We start from the raw sequence: 18,671 nt of genomic DNA, 5'->3' as shown, positions 1-18,671 counted from the left end.
CATTATTATTAATTTACCTTAAACACATATGTACTTTGTTCGTATGCTAATTGCATACGCTTATGTAATCGTTTCATATAGGTTCGATATATGTCTTGTGCATCTTCTATAGATACGATATCAAAATGAATACCATCACCTACAGGCAATTGACTTAAACGAGGTAAATCCGCCGTAATAATTGTGCCAATTTTTGTATAGCCTCCCGTTGTTTGACGATCCGCCATAAGAACGATAGGGTTGCCATCGGACGGAACTTGAATAGATCCAAATACGGCACCGTCAGAAATAATATCTGCACTGTCTACATGTTCTATGATTGGACCATCTAAACGAAAGCCCATACGATCACATTGTACAGTCAATGTATAGATTTTACTGCCAAAGGTTTTAATCCCGTTCTCTGTAAAGTGCTTAGCTTGCTCTCCGAGGACTACTCGTAACGGTTCATGATATTCCCGTCCTCCACGATTGTATAACACCGTATTAAACAAGTTATGACCTTCACCGTAATAGTCACATACATGTACAGCTTCTCTAGTGAGAGATTTAATACCAAACTCATCACCAGCTTTTAATTGTCTGCCTTCTAGCCCACCTATTTTTGCCTTTGTATGAGTAGAGACACTGCCATTAATTTCAGGCACATCGATACCACCGGAAAAGGCAATATACATACGCACCCCACATTGGCTGAATCCACCAGATATAACATCACCTTCGTGACACACAAAGGGAATATATCTAGGCACTACTACATTGTTGATAGTAGGTTGCATATCCGCCCCTGTAAAAGCAACAATACATGTACCTTTTACAGTTAATGTAGGTGGTAGTATGGTACACTCTAAGGCCCCTACAGGTTCAGTATTACCTACTAATGCCTGCCCCAATAGATAGCTTTCACTATCCATAGGCCCCGCAACAGGCATACCATATTGTTGGTACCCCACGCGGCCTATATCTTGTATAGTCGTATACATACCTGGTGCATCTACGTGGATGACTGCATTTTCAAACTTATTTAACGCCACGTAAATCACCTACCTCTACTTCACGTATAACAGGGACATAATCAGTACCTAACGCTTTGATGCGATGGAATTCACTTTCATCAATAGGTACATAACGCACATAGTCACCTGCTTTTAATAATGCGGCTTGTGCCTTTGATATATCATACATGGTCACTGGCGTGCGACCAATGATTTGCCATCCTCCTGGAGAATCAGATGGATAGGTACCAGTCTGTTCCCCTGCAATTCCTACAGAGCCGGCTGGAATCAAAGTTCTGGGCGAAGATAAACGAGGCGTCGCTATACATGAATCCATGCCACCTAAATAGGTAAAGCCAGGAATAAATCCTAACATATATACTAAATAATCAGTTCCACTATGAATAGATATGACTTCATCTTCGCTTAAGTGATTATGAGATGCTACAAAACTAAGGTCGGGACCAAATTCGCCACCATATACGGTAGGCACTTCAACAACTGTAACCAGTTCATTTGTCGTATTAGTCATACCTTCTTCTAATGTGGGCTCAATAATGTTACAAATTTCAGAATAAGAATATAGCATTGCATCATATTCTACTAGCAATGCACAGTATGTAGGAACTAGTTCAATAATTCCTTCGAGCTGAAGCTCTTTAATTCGCTCTATAGTTTGTCGAATATGTCGATTAATTGTTGGATCGATTACTTGACCAAAATCAATAGAGATAGCCCGATCACCTACAGGTGAAATTGTAGGCTTCATATGTACCTCCCTGTATAACCTGAAAGGACCATTACATTCGAAGAGAACATAATGGTACTTTCACAGATATTAAATTAACCTAGAAGTTTCGCAATACCTTTCAAAGATGTTACACCAATGTAAGCTGTTACAAGCACTACAATCCAACCTGTGTAATATAATAGTTTATTGTGTTTGTATGCCCCTACGATTTCAGATTTATGTGTTGCAAAGAGCATAACTGCCAATGTAACCGGCAAAATCAAACCATTTACAGAGCCTGCCAAAATCAATAGAGATGCTGGTTTTCCGATAAAGATTAAGATACACGTAGAAATAAAGATGAAGGACATAATAGTTAATTTTTCATTTTTTTCTACTACTTTAAATAGTGTTTTCAAGAAGGAAACAGATGTGTAGGCAGCCCCTACTACAGAGGTTAGAGCCGCACAGAAGAATACGATACCAAATAATTTATGACCAACTTCACCAGCACCTAAAAGGAATGCAGAGCCCGCTGGATCTTTAGGGTCAAGTGCAAAGCCCATAGACACAACACCAAGAACTGCTAAGAATAATAACACGCGAACTAAGGCATCTACAGACATCCCCATAATCGCTGCACGGCGCACATCTTTCAAGTGCTCTTGACCTGTAATACCAGCATCGATAAGACGGTGACCACCTGAGAAGGTAATATAACCACCTACAGTACCGCCTATGAGGGTAATCGTTGCAAGCCAAGGATAATTAGTAGGAACAAAGGCGTGAGTAGTAGCCTCAGCAACAGGTGGATTCGTAGAAAAGGCTACGTAACCGATGAGAACAAGCATAACTGTGCCCAGAACTTTTGCCGTATTATCTAATACACCACCCATTTTCTTAGACGTAAATAGTAAAATACCTAAAATACCGCTAATGGCCGCCCCTGTAGTCGTATCAACACCAAAAATAATATGGAGACCCATAGATGCACCACCGATATTGCCAATATTGAAAGCTAGGCCCCCAAGGGAAATCAAAAATGCCACAAAATAACCTAGGCCTGGCAATACTTTATTTGCAATATCTTGACCGCGCATTTGGGATACGCCAATGATAGTCCATACATTAAGCTGTGCAATAATAGAAAAAATAACGGATACAACAATGGCAAATGCAAAATCTGCTTTTAGCTCATTTGTAAACGCCGCTGTTTGTAACATAAAGCCCGGTCCAATAGAGGACGTGGCCATCAAGAATGCTGCCCCTAACAGGACAGAGAAACTAGCTTTACCTGTAATTGGTTTCATAAGAACCTCCACATAGAACTAATACTATATACAATACTTATTTTTTCCGGTCTTGGAAATTAGCGACCGTTACACCCGCTTTTGCAAGGCCTTCACGAATATACTTTGTGAAAGCAATTGCTTCTGGATTATCACCATGAACACAGATAGAGTCTGCCACAATATCTATGGTATTACCCGTATTGGTTACTACTTTACCTTCTTTGACCATCATAAGAACTCGTTCAAGAGCCTCTTGAGGATCTTTGATAAAAGCACCAGGCTCAGTACGAGGTACGAGCGTCCCTTCATCGGTATAACCACGATCTGCAAAGACCTCTTGAATCACAGGGATACCTCGGCGCTCCGCCTCTTTAGCAATATAACTACCACTCAAGACCATAGCTGCAATGTTAGGATTCACCGCTTGTAATCCATCTAGTACGGCATCAGCCAACGCAGGTGTTACACAGGCTGTATTATAAAAAGCACCATGTAACTTCATATGCTGTAATGTAACACCATAACTATCACAAAAGGCTTGTAATGCACCTAACTGATATATCATATACGCCTTTGCTTCACCGGGATTTACTGCCATGGCTCGGCGCCCAAAGCCCATCAAATCAGGATAGCCAGGATGTGCCCCTACGGCTACGCCCTTCTCCTTACACATGCGCACTGTAGCATCCATAATAAGAGGATCTCCAGCATGCCAACCACAGGCGACATTAGCACTTGTAACGTGATTCAATACTTCACTATCCATGCCTAATGTGTAATTACCAAAACTTTCGCCTAAATCACTGTTTAAATCTATATAATGTGACATACACACTCTCCTCTCCACTTCATGAAACTTTTAAATTCTATAGAATTATTATCATTATTGATGAAATTATACTAAATTTATAGATGTTTTACCAATGATTTTTATCATACCTAGAAAATAATTTTATAAAAAGAAAAAGGCACTCGATGTTCATCGAGTGCCTTTGACAGCTAGAAGGTTCAAATATTATTTATTATCTTCTGTTGTTTTAATTTCTTCTGTAGTTTTATTGTCTTCTTCTGCTTTCACGGAATCATCTGCTACTTTTTCAGAAATAACGATGTGACCATCCTTTACATCAGCAAGCAAGTGTTTAGCATCGATGTTATCTAAGTAGAAGTCAGTTACATTATCGCGGATTTCAGATTCGATAACACGACGTAATGGACGAGCGCCCATAGCTTTATCATAACCTTGTTCCATCAATAAGCCTTTAGCTTCTTCAGTTACATCTAAAGTAATACCTTTCTTAGCTAATGTTTTATTAACTTGATTCAACATTAAGTCTACGATTTTTTTCAAGTCGTCTTTGCTTAAGTGATTGAATTCAATAACACCATTGAAGCGGTTCAAGAATTCTGGGCGGAAGTATGGTGCAATACGTTCCATGATATCAGTTTTGCTTTCATCTTGAGCATCAGTACCAAATCCAAAGCCTGCATTAGATGTAGCAATGATAACAGTATTTTTGAAGTTTACTGTATTACCTTGACCATCTGTTAAGCGACCGTCATCCAATACTTGTAAAAGCAATGTAATAACTTGAGGATCTGCTTTTTCAATTTCATCGAAAAGAACGATGGAGTATGGATTACGACGAACACGTTCAGTCAATGTGTTGGAGTTATCTTCATAACCTACATAACCTGCTGTTGCACCAATCAATTTGGATACAGCTGTGCGATCGCTGTACTCGGACATGTCGAGGCGGATGATAGCATCTTTATTACCGAACATATCGATAGCTAATTGTTTAGCCAATTCAGTTTTACCTACACCAGTAGGACCTACAAACAAGAAGCTACCAATTGGACGGTTGCCTTCGTCAAAGCCCGCACGGTTACGACGGATAGCTCGAGATACAGCCTCAACAGCTTTATCTTGACCGATTACATGAGCTTCCAGGCGAGATTTCATATCTTTCAAGCGTTCAATATCAGATGCACCCATTTGAGATACAGGAATACCTGTCATTCTTTCAACAGCTTCTGCTACGTCGTTCACTTGAGCTACTACTTTTTGGTTTTCTGTATGGTTATCAAGCTCTGCTTGTAATTTTTGAATACGCATTTTTTCGTTAATAGCGGATTCATAATCTTCTTTTTGAGCATATTCCTCTTGTTTTGCCTTAGCATCCGCAATATCTGCTTCTAATGTTTTAATATCAGTTACAGGATGTTGGGAAGCCAAGTGAGCTGCTGTTACATCGATCAAGTCGATAGCTTTATCTGGTAAGCTACGTTGAGGAATGTATTGTACGGAATAATCTACAGCTGCTTTCAACACAGCATCTGGCAATTCAATGTTATGATGCGCTTCATACAATGGACGAATGCCTTGTAAAATTTTGAAAGTATCTTCAGGAGATGGTGCATTTACCTTAACTTCATTGAAACGACGAGCAAGAGCTGCGTTTTTCATGATTGTGTTACGGTATTCATCTTGTGTTGTAGCACCGATAACAGTCATTTCACCACGGGACAAAGCAGGTTTCAAGATATCTGCTAAACCTTTAGAACCTTGACCATCACCTGTGGAACCAGCACCCAAGATTTGGTGGATTTCGTCGAAGAACAAGATAATGTTACCAGCAGCCTTAACCTCTTTGATAAGGTTTTGGATATTTTCTTCGAAGGAACCACGATATTGAGTACCAGCTTCCAAACCGGAAATATCGATGGAAATGATTTCTTTATTTTTAATAGCTGCAGGAACATCACCATTGACAATAGCTTGTGCCAAGCCTTCTACTACAGCAGTTTTACCTACACCAGCATCACCTACGAGTACTGGATTATTTTTAGTACGACGTGCTAAGATTTCTGCTGTTTCTTGGATTTCTTTATTACGGCCAATAACAGGATCAAGTTTACCATCACGAGCTTGTTGAGTTAAGTTTGTACCTAACTTGGCAAGGATACCATCTTGTTTCATTTTACCTTGTTGTGCAGCTTGAGCAGCTTGCATTTCTTCATTAGAAGGTAAACGACCAGTTTGACGATAGAAAGCAAACTCTTCTGGAGTCACTTCACGACCATTAATTTTATAACGACGGTTTTCTGTGGAATAACCACCCATGTTACCCATCAATTGATTAAACAAATCATTCATGCTGCTAAATTCATTACCAAAATTATTAAAGTTGTTGTTCATATATATTACCCCCTCATACATCATTGAGTTTAACTATTTGACTAATACTATTTTTACTGGGTTTCTTAACCCTGTGACATAATAATAACTCGATAAAGTCAAAAAGTCAATAAGTCAAAAAGAAAATTTTTGATTATTTTTTGACTTTTTATTTGATCAATGTGTTTTAAGAGCAAAAACATCGATAAATACTAGGTTTATAGAAGATCATACAATTTGAACTTTTGAGTTATTTGTTACAAATCATATTGTTTATATTGATTTATTACCTATATAATAAAAATAAAAGTCAAATATACATCAAAGAGGTTCGAGCAATGACACAACAAGATATAAAGAATATTAATTACACAACAAACGATGAGTCTCCTATCATTACCAGCGATACCAACAAACAAATAAAAAAACAGATCATAAACATCTCTCAACAAGTACTAAAGCGTAATTATAAACTATATAAAGCATTGGAGCATAAATGAATACAACTAACATTCAATTCACCATACAAGACATCTGTGAACTCCATACACAGTTAGAAGAGGCATTTATCCTTTCATCAGGTATCCGTGACAAAAGCTTATTAGCCTCAGCAGTAAATGCCCCTTTTCAAACCTTTATGGGTAATGATTTATATCCATCTATCTACGATAAAGCGGCACAATTATGTTATGGCATTGCCAATAACCATCCCTTTACAGATGGTAACAAACGAACTGCACTCCATAGTATGTACGTCTATTTAATCATTAATGGATATGATATTATCGCTCCACAACAAGACGTTGAAAATTTGATTATTAATGTAGCTGCAGGAAGAATGCATAATACAGAATTATCAAAATGGTTACAAAAGAATACAGTCCAAACAGAGAATCTATAATCCTAGTAAAAAATAAAAAGTGCTGTAATGGAATGCGATAAAATCGCTTTCTATTACAGCACTTTTTTGTAATTACTATATTTCCCCACTTAATAAGCCAATAATATTAATTATATAAAACGGCAAGCACTGTAGAATAAATTAGATTAATCATCTATATATATCAATCGAATCGCCTGATTCATTTTTCCAAACAGTCCAACCATTATTAGCATTTCCCAACACTACCCAACCTGCAGTAGATGGGGAATTACAACTTACATCCTCAAGTAAAGTATCATTTTCTATCAAAGCACTTTTCCGAGCATCCGGCATCCATTCGGACTTAGTCGGGGCACAAATACTACCTTTTAATACAGTAAACATACCATCTTCAACTTTCATTGTAGCAGTAACTACGCCAAATCCTTTTCTCGTTTCATTTAAATAGTAATAACCATCTGGAACTTTTTCCCAATCAACTTTGACAGCTCTTGCTTTTGTAGCCTCGTCAAAAGTTGTTTCTTTAGTACGATCAACAGGATAAACTTGTCTACCTTCAAATGATGAAAGTAGTTGAATAACCAAATCAAGATCTAAGGCAAAAAGTTCTGAATTTAAAACTCTACTTTTACTAAAAATATCATCTAATAACTTCTCTTTTTCATCATAATCATCTAATTCAATTGCAAATTCTCGCTTTAATCCAACAACATTATTATATCCATGACGTTCAAGATTATACATCCTTCTTTCAAAGTTATCTATCCCTGTTTTGCCGATCTTAATAAGTCCAGGTACAACTGTAGACATTATATAGATAATTCCTATTGCCATGAATCCACCCCTATTCATCATCTGTATCAAACTAGATTAATCTAGCTATTTTTCATTTAACATTCATATTATACCATAAAATGAGAATCTAAACTTTTTACCTTTATAAAAATATAAAAAACACCTTGCATAAGCAAGGTGCTAATTTTTGGTGATCCAGGAGGGATTCGAACCCCCGACCCACGGCTTAGAAGGCCGTTGCTCTATCCAACTGAGCTACTGAACCATGTGGATTACCTATATATGTAATTATCTATTATAGTATAAATTATGTAGTATATATCGTCAATATTACGTTTTACCCTAAAAAAGGCAAAAAAAAATGGAGCGGGTGAAGGGAATCGAACCCTCGCGACCAGCTTGGAAGGCTGGGGCTCTACCATTGAGCTACACCCGCAAATAAAAAATGGTCGGAGCAGCAGGATTCGAACCTGCGACCCCCTGGTCCCAAGCCAGGTGCGCTACCAAACTGCGCTATGCCCCGTCATTAATTACTTTGCTATTATAGCAAACCCGGTAGTTGATGTCAACCACTACTCTTGCTGAGTTTTCTACTCTTTTGAGTATCGCTCTGCAACGAAAATAATTATATCATCGATACAAAATAGTGACAAGTACTTTTTTACAACTTCATTAATTTTTTAAATTTCTTAAATTGCAATATGAAATTAAACAGTATCCAAATCTACAATTTTATTAACTTCTTCAAGAAAGACATCCAAGGGGGTTCTATAATTTAGAAGCTTGCGTGGCAAATTATTACACCATTGAAGTGTTCGTTGAATTGTTTCCTCTGAAACGGCTTTTATTGGCATTCCTTTCGGTATACATCTACGAAGTAAACCATTATGCCTTTCGTTTGATCCACGTTCCCAAGCAGAATAAGGTCGAGCAAAATAAATAGACAAGGTTTCATTTTCTAAATTAGATATCTCTGAAAACTCTAAACCGTTATCTGCAGTTATTGTTTTACATAAGTAGGATAGATTAACATCTTTAAACGTATTTAACCATGTATGCAGTGTTTCTTTTACATCAGCAGCTCGTGCTGATGGACATCGTAAAGCCACATACAGTCTGCTTTTACGCTCAAGTAAAGAGATTAAAACATGGTCTGTCTTATCTTTTGTTCCACGGACGGTATCTAATTCCCAATGCCCGAATTCCTCGCGCGTTTCAATCTTAGGATCACGAAGTTCTATGGATTTACCAAGTTCTCGCTTATATTTTCTAGAAATAGATTTTCGTTGGGAACGCCGTACTACCAATGGTAAATCAATTGCTTTTATACCTAATACACCTTTGTGAAGATAGTTATATAAAGTTTTAGCACAAACCATTTCATTACGCACAAACAAACCCTTATGTTTAGCATATCCAACAGCAGCATCAAAAGACCAATGATCATCTAGAACCTTGCTTTCAATCCAATTTATAAAGGCTTCTATAGCACCAACTCTCATGGTATTAAAGGAGCCCACACGTTGTCTTTCATATGTTGCCTGTCCAGAATCAGCTAAATATACAAGTTGAGATTTACCTTGTCGAATTTGAATCACAGTACCGCGTTTTAATTCTGTATAAATAGTTGTTCTAGAACGACCCAGTGCACGTGAAATTGCAGTGATACTATCTCCTAGAACAATTCTCTTTTCTAAATAAAATCGTTCTTCGAAGTTTAAGTGTTTGTTTGTGCGTAATGTCGTGTTATGATTATTGTAGTCCATAGTGATTACCTCGGTTATTATTTTGATTAGACACCTAAATCATAACACAAGGTTCACTATGGATTTTTTATTTGTTCAATTTCATTCTACAATTAAGCATTTTTTAAATTTTATTCATCTATATACAAAACATGCACCCCTTTCGAGGTGCATGTCATATTGTTCTATAGTTATTTTATAGTTATACCAATGCTTTTACAGCAAATAGATTAACCTTCGTAGCTACCGTCTTCTACTACACCAGGTTTTTTAGCGATACCTTGTTTTACAGCAACTTCAGCAACTGCTTTAGCAACAGCTGGAGCTACGCGAGGATCGAATACGGATGGCATTACGTTTTCTTCGTTCAATTCGCTATCTGGAATCAAGTTAGCCAATGCATCAGCTGCAGCTAATTTCATTTCATCAGTGATTTGGGAAGCACGTACGTCGATAGCACCACGGAATACGCCAGGGAATACCGCTACGTTGTTGATTTGGTTAGGAGCGTCGGAACGACCTGTACCAGCAACGCGGATACCAGCAGCTTTCATATCTGCATATGTAGCTTCTGGGTTAGGGTTAGCCATTGCGAATACGATTGCATCGTCAGCCAAGTTTTCCAAAATATCTTTTGTAAATACGCCTGCTGCAGATACACCAAGAAGAATGTCAGCGCCTTTAGCATTCTCAGCCAAGCCACCATGTTTTTCTTCAAGTTTAAGCAAGTCGATCAATTCAGATTGCAAGGAGTCAAGACGTTTGTAATCTTTGTGCAATACGCCAGAGGATACTAATAATGTAATATCACGAGCGCCTGCAAGGTATAACAAGCGAGCAATGTTTGCACCAGCTGCACCAGCACCGTTTACGATGATTTTAGCAGTCGCTAAATCTTTTTTAACTAAACGAAGAGCGCCTTTTACACCAGCTAAACATGCGATTGCAGTACCGTGTTGGTCATCATGGAATACAGGGATTTCCAATTCTTCTTTCAAACGATTTTCGATATCGTAGCATTTAGGAGAAGAAATGTCTTCCAAGTTAATACCAGCAAAGTTTTTTTGCAACAATTTTACAGTGTTGATCAAAGTATCAGCATCTTTAGTATCTACAACCAATGGAATGCAGTCTACATCGCCGAATTTTTTGAATAATAAGGATTTACCTTCCATTACAGGCAATGCTGCTGCAGCGCCGATATCGCCAAGGCCAAGTACACGAGTACCGTCGGAAACTACGGCAACCATGTTGGAACGACATGTTAATTCGAAGGATTCAGCTTCATTATCTTTAATACGCAAGCATGGCTCTGCTACACCTGGGGTGTACGCTACAGACAAGTCATGTGCGTCTTTCAATTCATATTTAGTCCCTACAGTGAGGAAACCTTTCAATTCACGTTTTTTCTGTACAGCTAATTCACGTACGTCCATAATAATTCTCCTTTGTGGAAACAATCGGACTCTTTAGAGTCGGTAATTAATACCATAAACTAATTGTATTATACAAAATGATAAATAACAACACAAGTTTTTTTGATATGGTTATCGATTTTTTTAGATTTGAATGCTATTAATTTCTGTTAATAAAAATTATGATAAGCAAACAAAAAGTAGATAAGCCAACTAAGGCTTATCTACTTACGTATTATATTCGTATTTAGCTATATATAAATTTTGAAAAAAATTTTCAAATGTAATATTAAGCTTTCACAGATGGCAAATTACGACCATAGAATATTTCCATCATTTCTTGTTTTAATTGCTGTTTAATTTGCTTAATTTCACGTTCGCTCAATTCAGCTTCAGTAATACCGAAGAGATAGTTATCCAAATCAAACTCTTTTAACATCATTTTTGTGTGGAAAATATTTTCTTGGTATACGTTTACATCGATCATGTTGTACATGTTACGAGTTTTCGAGTTAATGTAGTTTTGGATGGAGTTGATGCGATGATCGATATAGATTTTCTTACCAGATACATCACGTGTAAAGCCACGTACATGGTAGTCCAATGTAAGGATATCGGAGTCAAAGCTTTGAATCAAATAGTTAAGTGCTTTAAGGGGAGAAATCTGACCGCATGTAGATACTTCAATGTCGGCACGGAACGTACTAATCCCTTTGTGCGGATGGCTTTCAGGGTAAGTATGTACAGTAAGGTGAGATTTATCAAGATGCATAACTACATCTTCTTTTTCAATTTCCTCTTCAGAAATCAAAATCGTAACAGACGCACCTTGAGGGTCGTAGTCTTGTTTCGCTACGTTAAGGATGTTAGCACCGATAATACGGCTTACTTCCGTCAAAATAGCTGTTAAACGATCTGCATTGTATACTTCATCAATGTACTGAATGTATTGTTTTTTCTCTTCTTCCGTACGAGTATAACAAATATCATAAATATTAAAACTCAACGTCTTTGTGAGATTATTAAAACCGTATAATTTCATTTTAGGCTTTGCTTTAACTAGTGTATCCATGATATGTCATAACCCTTTCCATGCATAGACTTACTATTTCTTTTGAAAGATTCAAACGAAGCTTTCACCATATAACTAAACAAGATCTTGTTTATACACAAACTCTACATCAAACTGCCCATTATCGTAGGTAACGATGGCAAAGGTACCACCAGAGCGGTCTCGAGGCAAGGAAATACTGCCAGGATTGACGAATACCGCATCACCAGAACGAACCTCACCATGATGATGGCTGTGACCAGCCACGATGAGACGCGCCCCCATTGAGGTGCCTAAATGAGTCAGTTCTTGTATTCGATTATAATATGATACCTTATCTCCATGACACATGTAAATATAGGTATCCTCTAGAGGAATCAACTGTTCTCGCGGCTCAAGTGGTTGTACTCGGTCATTATTGCCGCGCACTGCATAAACAGGCACATTCGTATGCTCCTGCATATAGCGCGCATCATCACCCAAATCACCAGCGTGAAGCCACATGTCAATATCTTGATCAGCCGTAGCCTCCAAGACGAGGTCAATATCCTCTAGATACCCATGGGTATCACTTAAAATACCAATTCGTTTCATTTTATAAATTCTCTAATACTATTATATTACATATTATATGAACTATATCATATAGTTCAAAAATATCAAAGTTTACTAATTAATTCACGTAATGCGCGACCACGGTGACTTATGGTTTCCTTCTCTTCGATGGTAAGCTCTGCCATTGTTTTCTTGAACTGAGGCACATAGAAATACGGATCATAACCAAAGCCATTATCACCTTTTGGATCGTCTTGAACGAGTCCATCGCAATAGCCTTCAGCGGTTACTTCACGACCATCAGGATATACGAGTGCTAAGGCACATACATAATGAGCTGTACGGTCAGCTTTTCCTTGTAACTCTTGAATTAGCTTTTCGTTGTTAGCATTATCATCACCATGATGACCTGCATAACGAGCAGAATAGACACCTGGCGCACCATTGAGAGTATCTACAGTGATGCCAGAATCGTCCGCAAGGCATGGACGATTTGTAGCTTTTGCGTAGTAGCGAGCCTTTAAAAGCGCATTCTCCATAAAGGTTGTACCTGTTTCCTCAGGTTCCTCAATGGTAATGACCTCTTTTACAGGTATACAATCGATAGATAAATGAGAGAAAGCCTCAGAAAATTCACGAATTTTCCCCTTATTGCCTGTAGCTAATACGATTTGTTCCACCTTACACCTCCGGAGCTGTAGGATATACCCTACCTACTTTATCTGCTGTTGAGCCAAGTGCTTCACGCTGTTTAGCCATGAGCTCATCTGTAGCGGCCTCCGCTAAGTCGAGTAATGCATTGAGTTCATCACGGTTAAAGGTACCATGTTCACCTGTACCTTGTACTTCAACCATATTGCCAGAGCCTGTGCGCACCACGTTCATGTCAACGATAGCTGCACTATCCTCTTCGTAGCAAAGATCCGTAATAGGCCCCTCTGGACCGATCCCTACAGAAATAGCCGCGCAGAAGTCAGTAATCGGGAATTTGCCTGCGCCACCAAAGGTGAAGTCCACCGCATCAACAAGGGCTACAAAGGCACCTGTAATCGATGCTGTACGCGTGCCGCCATCGGCTTGAATTACATCGCAGTCGATCGTAATAGAACGTTCACCAAGTGCTTCAAGGTCTACAACAGCGCGTAATGCACGACCGATAAGGCGTTGAATTTCTACAGTGCGGCCCGTTTGTTTACCCTTTGCAGCTTCACGGCTTACGCGAGTTTGCGTAGAACGTGGCAGCAAGGAGTATTCTGCTGTTACCCATCCTTGACCAGACCCTTTTAGCCAGCGCGGCACAGAATCCTCAACAGTGGCTGTACAGATAACCTTAGTCTTGCCGCACTCAATGAGTACAGAACCTTCTGCATACTCTGTAAAATTCCGTGTTATTTTAATAGGTCGCAATTGACCTGCTGTTCTATTATCGCTGCGCATAGGAACCTCACCATTCTAAAACTAAACATTAGAACGCCCCTTACATAAAGGGGCGTTATTTCTTCTATTATATCACAATTTTTCTATTTTTTAGCACTATAAAGCATATTGTAATGTAATACCATAGTGCCGTAACATCGCTCATATGTTAACACAACTAATACTAGCACTATAGTTCATATTGTCCTTCACCAAGAGGATCTACCACAACATAACGACTTGCCCCGCCCTCTGCTTTAGCTCTTTTAGCCTCTACAATCGCATCTTGCCGTGTTTCGTCGTCCCCTTGCCAAGGGATGAACATAGCATATACACTTTGTGGCCCATAAGGTCCATATTGGCCCCGTGAAAGTACGCTATGCCAGCCAACCTTATCTTCGTACATGCGCACCTTTTCAAGGCGCTCCTCTTGTACGCCCGTTTCATCATAATACACGTTATAGCGATTAGACCAAACATCTCCCGCACCTAGGCGCTCATCTTCGGCCATCTTATGGCGATTAGCCCATTGCACCTTCCATTTAGCAATGAGGTCATCTATATAGGTAGTTACATTTTGACTTTGCTTATATTTAGCAGGATCAAAGGCAGGTTCTACGACCTGGCTGTAATCAAGGCCTGCCATAGATAAAATAATACCTGTATTTACATAAGGTAACGCTTCCTGTACAGAGTAACCACCTTCTAAGACAGCTATATCAGCTTGCAATAAATCTACAAGCTCGGCATAGCCTTTTGCAGTAACCTGCATATTCGCCAAAGGATCGCTAAAGTGATTATCTTGCCCAGCTGAATTGATGACGATATCCGGATTAAACTCCTCTAATATAGGTAATACTAATTCGCGCATAACTTTCATCAACCCTTCGTCACCAGTACCAGGTGGCAATGGAATATCTATATTGCCACCGATGGCTTGAGGTCCACCAAACTCATCCATAAAGCCAGTACCTGGATATAGCGTGCGACCATCTTGATGGAAACTAATATATAAAGTATCAGGATCGTGGTAGAACACATCTTGAGACCCATCGCCATGGTGAACGTCTGTATCCACCACAGCAACACGTTTTATACCATATTTTTGGCGCATATGTTGAATCATAACAGCTTCAATATTTATGGTACAGAAACCCCGAATACCATGTACCATAGCCATCGCATGATGTCCTGGAGGTCTAACGAGTGCAAAGGCACGGTCCACCTCTCCGCGCATAACCGCATCAGCAGCCGCAATAGCGCCTCCTGCAGATACACGATGAGCTTCCGTTACCCAGGATTCTAAGTCAGGAGCACCTACATGAACACGCTCTATCGTATCCCAATCGGCTACGATAGGATTATATTCTCTAATATTCGGGATGTCTAATAAACCTTCCTCTACGATTTGATCTCGTGTATAGAGTAAACGTTCTTGTCGTTCAGGATGCGTTTCTGAAATCTTCCAGTCAAAGGCAGGGAAAAAGACAAGACCTAAACTATGTTTTGATACATTTTTGTCCGGATTTAACGTGTCGCCTGTCTTTGTATTGGTAATCTTATTTATACCAACATTTCTGAGTCCATGACGCTCGCGATAGGATAGGCCCTTATTCCACATAGTTTTTCACCCCCGCTTCTAGCTGTACTTTCACCGTAATTAGACGTTCCATAGACTGCCATCCCTCTACAACAGGAAAATCTTCAATGCTAATAACCTCGACCTCTTGCGTTTTATCTAGGCCCAAGCGCAATGCCTCTTCACCGAGAGCCTCTTTTGCGCGCTCAACTACTTGTTCAGCTCGTTTCAAGGTACAGGTTTGCTGCTTTACACCTAACTCTGGAATGACAAGCAAACGACGTTTTGTATCGACGTGAACGGTAAGTTCAATAGTAGATAGTGCTAATGCTGCACCAATAGCATTTGCTACAGCTGCATTTTCGGGAATAGTAACCGGTAAATTCAAATACTCGCCTATACTTGGCCCTAAGCTAGGTGCTGTACCACCTACTACGACAATTTGAGCAGGCATAAAGACATCGGGATTTACAATATCCGCCACTACATAGATGGGGCGTTTATTTTCTGCCTGTACCACCTCATCGATGCCATGTTGAATTGTTTCTAATGCCTTTTTAACAATAAGCTGTGCTACATCTAGAGCTGACATATTATGAATACATTGCTTTTCAGAATTATGGTTCCCCAATGTATCTTCACATTCGCCGTGTTTCCAATTAGCCTGTAACAGATAGGCTAACTGTTGTAAGGATTGTGTAGCAAGTTCAACATTACCATATCTTGCGTGTCCTAATACGATGAGAGCGTCCCCCAAGGTAGGTTCATTACCACCTAAAGCCGCTGATGGACCTACACGTTCAGGTCCTACCGTGATTTCACCATCTACAATGCGAACTACCGACTCACCGCCGATACCGACGGAGGTAACTGTAAAGGATCGCACTGCACTTGGATATTCACGAATGGATACACCATTCTTCGTCATCAATGGTTTTCCCTGTTTCCAAAGGGAAATATCTGTTGTAGTTCCCCCAATATCTAGCGCCACTGTATGCGTATTACCTATAGCACCGAGAGCAGATAAACCAAGCACAGTGGCAGCCGGTCCCGTAAAAGCAGTTTCTACAGGTCGACTTACCATGTGCTCAATAGGAAGAGAGCCCCCATCGGCCTTTAATATATGAAGTGGGGCCTTAATATTTCGTGCACTCAGCGCATCTTCCACGTTTTTCTTAAACACCGTAAATACGGGCGTTACAGCGCTATTAAAGTAAGCACTAATAGTACGACGAGGAAAGTTCAAGGAACCGCTTAATAAACTGCCATTAGATATGGTATTATATGTTTCTTGTAACGCTTCTGTTATAGATAATTCCTCTTGAGGATTGCGGACACCAAATTTTGCAGATACAGCGGCCAAATCAGTACCACTTCGTTCTTGCACCATATGTGCTATACCACGTACACCATCAGTAGAGGTACGCTCTACGACAATACCTCTGTGGTCTGTATAGCCCTGAAGATATATAGGGCTCACAGGGAATATGTCATCTACATTGCGACCAGGCCCAGTCACTACATAGAGGTCTACGACTTGCTCCTTCTCTTCTACGATGGTATTTGTCACAACTGTAGTAGATAAGGTTACTTGTTCAATCTTCGATGTATCACAACTATCTAGGACTGCATCTAAGGCCTCACCTATCCCTTGCATTAGATTGTCCTTCGTAGTCCGTCTTTTAGCAGATGATACTACGCGATGACCTTCGATAATAACGGCATCGGTAAAAGTACCACCTACGTCTAAACCTATTAACATAAAACCTCCTAATTACAATATAAAAAGGCTGTACCCATCTCTATGTGATGAGTACAGCCTTCTGTTATTTACCAGATACAGATGCGTAATTTTTGATGATAACAATTGGAGTCATTTGGCTATCATTACCAAATGGATTGTCGATCAACAATTGTGCAATTTTCTTAGCATCAATGCCACGGCTTGTACCTAAGATAGCGGAGCGTTTTAAGTCATTAACGTCAGCTACTACAGCGCCATAGCAACCTGTGCGAGATACGATTTTCTCAGCTACTTTATCAGGATTTTTAGGGCCATGTACGATATGTTTATCGAATGGAGGCATAGTGCCTGTTACATCGTCAGCCAAAGATGCTGCCCGAGCAATAGCATAGAACACGCCTGGTTTACGGAAAATCTTAGCGATGGCACCTAGAATAAATGCGCCTAACACCTTCCATTTACCATCTACATCCATAGCCGCTTGCATACCGTAAATGGATGCCATGGAGCCATCTGGATGGATAAAACGATTAATTAAACGAGCTTGCCAGCATACGTCTAGTTCTTCTGGACGAGTGAAATTACCTTGTGTAATAGCCACTACAGATTCAGCTACACATACGATATCTTCTGGTCCAATATTATGACCACCATATTCAACGATAGCATCTACGATGTCATCATTATCTGTAAGAATACGTGTTGGTACACATACTAACTCTAATTCTGCCATTGAAATGCCTCCTTATTGGCCTAATGCGGCCTCTACTTCTTCTGGGGTCAAACGAATACGTTGTTTATCAATGTGGTAATCTTCACGACCAACCACTTGGTAGTAAATGTCGATATTCATATAAGGGAAACCCTTAATATCTTCTCGAATATTGCCACTTTTACCTATTAACGTAACATATACACGGATAGTGCCACCTTTACGTGGTTTAATGATAACAGCTTCAAAATAGCCATCGTGACGTGGGCGGTTAATATCCATAGCCCATGCGTCTACTTTCACAGAATCAAATTGTTCCTCAGGCAATAATGGACGTGGGAATAAGTCCATAATCGTACCATTTTGACGACCTTTATTTACGAAAGGAACGTCACAGAACAATGTAATCGATTCAAAGTTTCGATCGGATACTTGGAAATTAGTTGCTCGTTTTGGCAACAAAATAACCTTTTCATCACCTTGTTTCAATGCGAACAAACGGAATAATAAATACAGTACTGCAATAGCCACAATGATGGATACTACTACAGTTAGGATGTTATAAAACCACATAGGGC

18 protein-coding genes and 3 tRNA genes are annotated in these 18,671 nt (G+C 39.4%); 2 read left to right on the top strand and 19 right to left on the bottom strand.

Annotation, left to right across the window (positions count from 1 at the left end):
• Positions 1-8 precede the first annotated feature (8 nt).
• From VRHSUH09_RS04600 to VRHSUH09_RS04580, 5 genes are all read right to left on the bottom strand, one after another.
• Positions 9-1,034, bottom strand: a complete 1,026-nt coding sequence (locus VRHSUH09_RS04600) for a 5-oxoprolinase subunit C family protein (protein WP_105081519.1) — start codon at positions 1,032-1,034, stop codon at positions 9-11.
• Entirely contained in the window at positions 1,021-1,764 is a 744-nt protein-coding gene (gene pxpB / locus VRHSUH09_RS04595) for a 5-oxoprolinase subunit PxpB (protein ID WP_105081518.1), read from the bottom strand. Before pxpB ends, VRHSUH09_RS04600 begins: the two co-directional genes overlap by 14 nt.
• 74 nt (positions 1,765-1,838) lie before the next feature.
• Positions 1,839-3,035 (bottom strand): NRAMP family divalent metal transporter, encoded by a 1,197-nt coding sequence (locus VRHSUH09_RS04590; protein ID WP_105081517.1) that lies wholly within the window; start codon positions 3,033-3,035, stop codon positions 1,839-1,841.
• Between the two features lie 37 nt (positions 3,036-3,072).
• Positions 3,073-3,846, bottom strand: a complete 774-nt coding sequence (locus tag VRHSUH09_RS04585) for a LamB/YcsF family protein (RefSeq protein WP_105081516.1) — start codon at positions 3,844-3,846, stop codon at positions 3,073-3,075.
• Between the two features lie 186 nt (positions 3,847-4,032).
• A complete protein-coding gene (locus VRHSUH09_RS04580) occupies positions 4,033-6,219 on the bottom strand; it encodes an ATP-dependent Clp protease ATP-binding subunit (protein WP_054748720.1) in 2,187 nt (728 codons plus the stop codon).
• Between the two features lie 317 nt (positions 6,220-6,536).
• On the opposite strand from VRHSUH09_RS04580, the gene VRHSUH09_RS10410 reads away from it, so the two are divergent.
• Positions 6,537-6,698, top strand: coding sequence for a hypothetical protein (locus VRHSUH09_RS10410; protein ID WP_167386473.1), 162 nt, complete (start codon positions 6,537-6,539; stop codon positions 6,696-6,698).
• Positions 6,695-7,099: a type II toxin-antitoxin system death-on-curing family toxin gene (locus VRHSUH09_RS04575; RefSeq protein ID WP_054748722.1), complete on the top strand. Its 405-nt coding sequence runs from the start codon at positions 6,695-6,697 to the stop codon at positions 7,097-7,099. The genes VRHSUH09_RS10410 and VRHSUH09_RS04575 overlap by 4 nt, the downstream gene beginning before the upstream one ends.
• A gap of 150 nt (positions 7,100-7,249) precedes the next feature.
• Here the strand turns inward: VRHSUH09_RS04575 and VRHSUH09_RS04570 are convergent, their stop codons facing one another.
• From VRHSUH09_RS04570 to VRHSUH09_RS04505, 14 genes are all read right to left on the bottom strand, one after another.
• Positions 7,250-7,915, bottom strand: coding sequence for a DUF4357 domain-containing protein (locus VRHSUH09_RS04570; RefSeq protein WP_105081515.1), 666 nt, complete (start codon positions 7,913-7,915; stop codon positions 7,250-7,252).
• Between the two features lie 149 nt (positions 7,916-8,064).
• Positions 8,065-8,141: transfer RNA gene (locus VRHSUH09_RS04565), tRNA-Arg, on the bottom strand.
• 97 nt (positions 8,142-8,238) lie between these two features.
• A tRNA-Gly gene (locus VRHSUH09_RS04560) sits at positions 8,239-8,312 on the bottom strand.
• Positions 8,313-8,322: 10 nt separating this feature from the next.
• Positions 8,323-8,399: transfer RNA gene (locus VRHSUH09_RS04555), tRNA-Pro, on the bottom strand.
• 184 nt (positions 8,400-8,583) lie between these two features.
• The gene (locus VRHSUH09_RS04550) at positions 8,584-9,642 is read right to left on the bottom strand and encodes an IS30 family transposase (protein ID WP_105081514.1); all 1,059 of its coding nucleotides are present in this window, start codon (positions 9,640-9,642) and stop codon (positions 8,584-8,586) included.
• A 209-nt stretch (positions 9,643-9,851) separates the two neighbouring features.
• Complete coding sequence (locus VRHSUH09_RS04545) at positions 9,852-11,057, bottom strand: NAD(P)-dependent malic enzyme (protein ID WP_105081513.1); 1,206 nt, start codon at positions 11,055-11,057, stop codon at positions 9,852-9,854.
• Positions 11,058-11,325: 268 nt separating this feature from the next.
• On the bottom strand, positions 11,326-12,108 hold the full coding sequence (speD, locus tag VRHSUH09_RS04540; RefSeq protein WP_105081512.1) for an adenosylmethionine decarboxylase: 783 nt from the start codon (positions 12,106-12,108) through the stop codon (positions 11,326-11,328).
• A gap of 75 nt (positions 12,109-12,183) precedes the next feature.
• Positions 12,184-12,681: a metallophosphoesterase family protein gene (locus VRHSUH09_RS04535; protein WP_105081511.1), complete on the bottom strand. Its 498-nt coding sequence runs from the start codon at positions 12,679-12,681 to the stop codon at positions 12,184-12,186.
• Between the two features lie 65 nt (positions 12,682-12,746).
• Positions 12,747-13,322, bottom strand: coding sequence for an XTP/dITP diphosphatase (locus VRHSUH09_RS04530; protein ID WP_054748686.1), 576 nt, complete (start codon positions 13,320-13,322; stop codon positions 12,747-12,749).
• 1 nt (position 13,323) lies between these two features.
• Positions 13,324-14,079 (bottom strand): ribonuclease PH, encoded by a 756-nt coding sequence (gene rph / locus VRHSUH09_RS04525; RefSeq protein ID WP_105081510.1) that lies wholly within the window; start codon positions 14,077-14,079, stop codon positions 13,324-13,326.
• Between the two features lie 169 nt (positions 14,080-14,248).
• Positions 14,249-15,679, bottom strand: coding sequence for a histone deacetylase family protein (locus tag VRHSUH09_RS04520; protein WP_105081509.1), 1,431 nt, complete (start codon positions 15,677-15,679; stop codon positions 14,249-14,251).
• The gene (locus VRHSUH09_RS04515; protein ID WP_105081508.1) at positions 15,669-17,399 is read right to left on the bottom strand and encodes a hydantoinase/oxoprolinase family protein; all 1,731 of its coding nucleotides are present in this window, start codon (positions 17,397-17,399) and stop codon (positions 15,669-15,671) included. The genes VRHSUH09_RS04520 and VRHSUH09_RS04515 overlap by 11 nt, the downstream gene beginning before the upstream one ends.
• A gap of 64 nt (positions 17,400-17,463) precedes the next feature.
• Positions 17,464-18,114 (bottom strand): coenzyme F420-0:L-glutamate ligase, encoded by a 651-nt coding sequence (locus VRHSUH09_RS04510; RefSeq protein ID WP_009352036.1) that lies wholly within the window; start codon positions 18,112-18,114, stop codon positions 17,464-17,466.
• Between the two features lie 12 nt (positions 18,115-18,126).
• On the bottom strand, positions 18,127-18,666 hold the full coding sequence (locus VRHSUH09_RS04505) for a hypothetical protein (protein WP_009351927.1): 540 nt from the start codon (positions 18,664-18,666) through the stop codon (positions 18,127-18,129).
• Positions 18,667-18,671: the final 5 nt, after the last annotated feature.

It is taken from the genome of Veillonella rogosae JCM 15642, from assembly GCF_002959775.1.
GTDB lineage: Bacteria > Bacillota > Negativicutes > Veillonellales > Veillonellaceae > Veillonella > Veillonella rogosae.
This window is presented reverse-complemented; position numbering and strand designations above follow the sequence as displayed.

Coding starts and splice junctions, on each gene's coding strand:
- VRHSUH09_RS04585 (WP_105081516.1), bottom strand. CDS start 3,846: ATGTCACATTATATAGATTTAAACAGTGATTTAGGCGAAAGTTTTGGT.
- VRHSUH09_RS04590 (WP_105081517.1), bottom strand. CDS start 3,035: ATGAAACCAATTACAGGTAAAGCTAGTTTCTCTGTCCTGTTAGGGGCA.
- VRHSUH09_RS04535 (WP_105081511.1), bottom strand. CDS start 12,681: ATGAAACGAATTGGTATTTTAAGTGATACCCATGGGTATCTAGAGGAT.
- VRHSUH09_RS10410 (WP_167386473.1), top strand. CDS start 6,537: ATGACACAACAAGATATAAAGAATATTAATTACACAACAAACGATGAG.
- VRHSUH09_RS04580 (WP_054748720.1), bottom strand. CDS start 6,219: ATGAACAACAACTTTAATAATTTTGGTAATGAATTTAGCAGCATGAAT.
- VRHSUH09_RS04520 (WP_105081509.1), bottom strand. CDS start 15,679: ATGTGGAATAAGGGCCTATCCTATCGCGAGCGTCATGGACTCAGAAAT.
- VRHSUH09_RS04505 (WP_009351927.1), bottom strand. CDS start 18,666: ATGTGGTTTTATAACATCCTAACTGTAGTAGTATCCATCATTGTGGCT.
- pxpB (WP_105081518.1), bottom strand. CDS start 1,764: ATGAAGCCTACAATTTCACCTGTAGGTGATCGGGCTATCTCTATTGAT.
- VRHSUH09_RS04515 (WP_105081508.1), bottom strand. CDS start 17,399: ATGTTAATAGGTTTAGACGTAGGTGGTACTTTTACCGATGCCGTTATT.
- VRHSUH09_RS04510 (WP_009352036.1), bottom strand. CDS start 18,114: ATGGCAGAATTAGAGTTAGTATGTGTACCAACACGTATTCTTACAGAT.
- VRHSUH09_RS04545 (WP_105081513.1), bottom strand. CDS start 11,057: ATGGACGTACGTGAATTAGCTGTACAGAAAAAACGTGAATTGAAAGGT.
- speD (WP_105081512.1), bottom strand. CDS start 12,108: ATGGATACACTAGTTAAAGCAAAGCCTAAAATGAAATTATACGGTTTT.
- rph (WP_105081510.1), bottom strand. CDS start 14,079: ATGCGCAGCGATAATAGAACAGCAGGTCAATTGCGACCTATTAAAATA.
- VRHSUH09_RS04550 (WP_105081514.1), bottom strand. CDS start 9,642: ATGGACTACAATAATCATAACACGACATTACGCACAAACAAACACTTA.
- VRHSUH09_RS04575 (WP_054748722.1), top strand. CDS start 6,695: ATGAATACAACTAACATTCAATTCACCATACAAGACATCTGTGAACTC.
- VRHSUH09_RS04570 (WP_105081515.1), bottom strand. CDS start 7,915: ATGGCAATAGGAATTATCTATATAATGTCTACAGTTGTACCTGGACTT.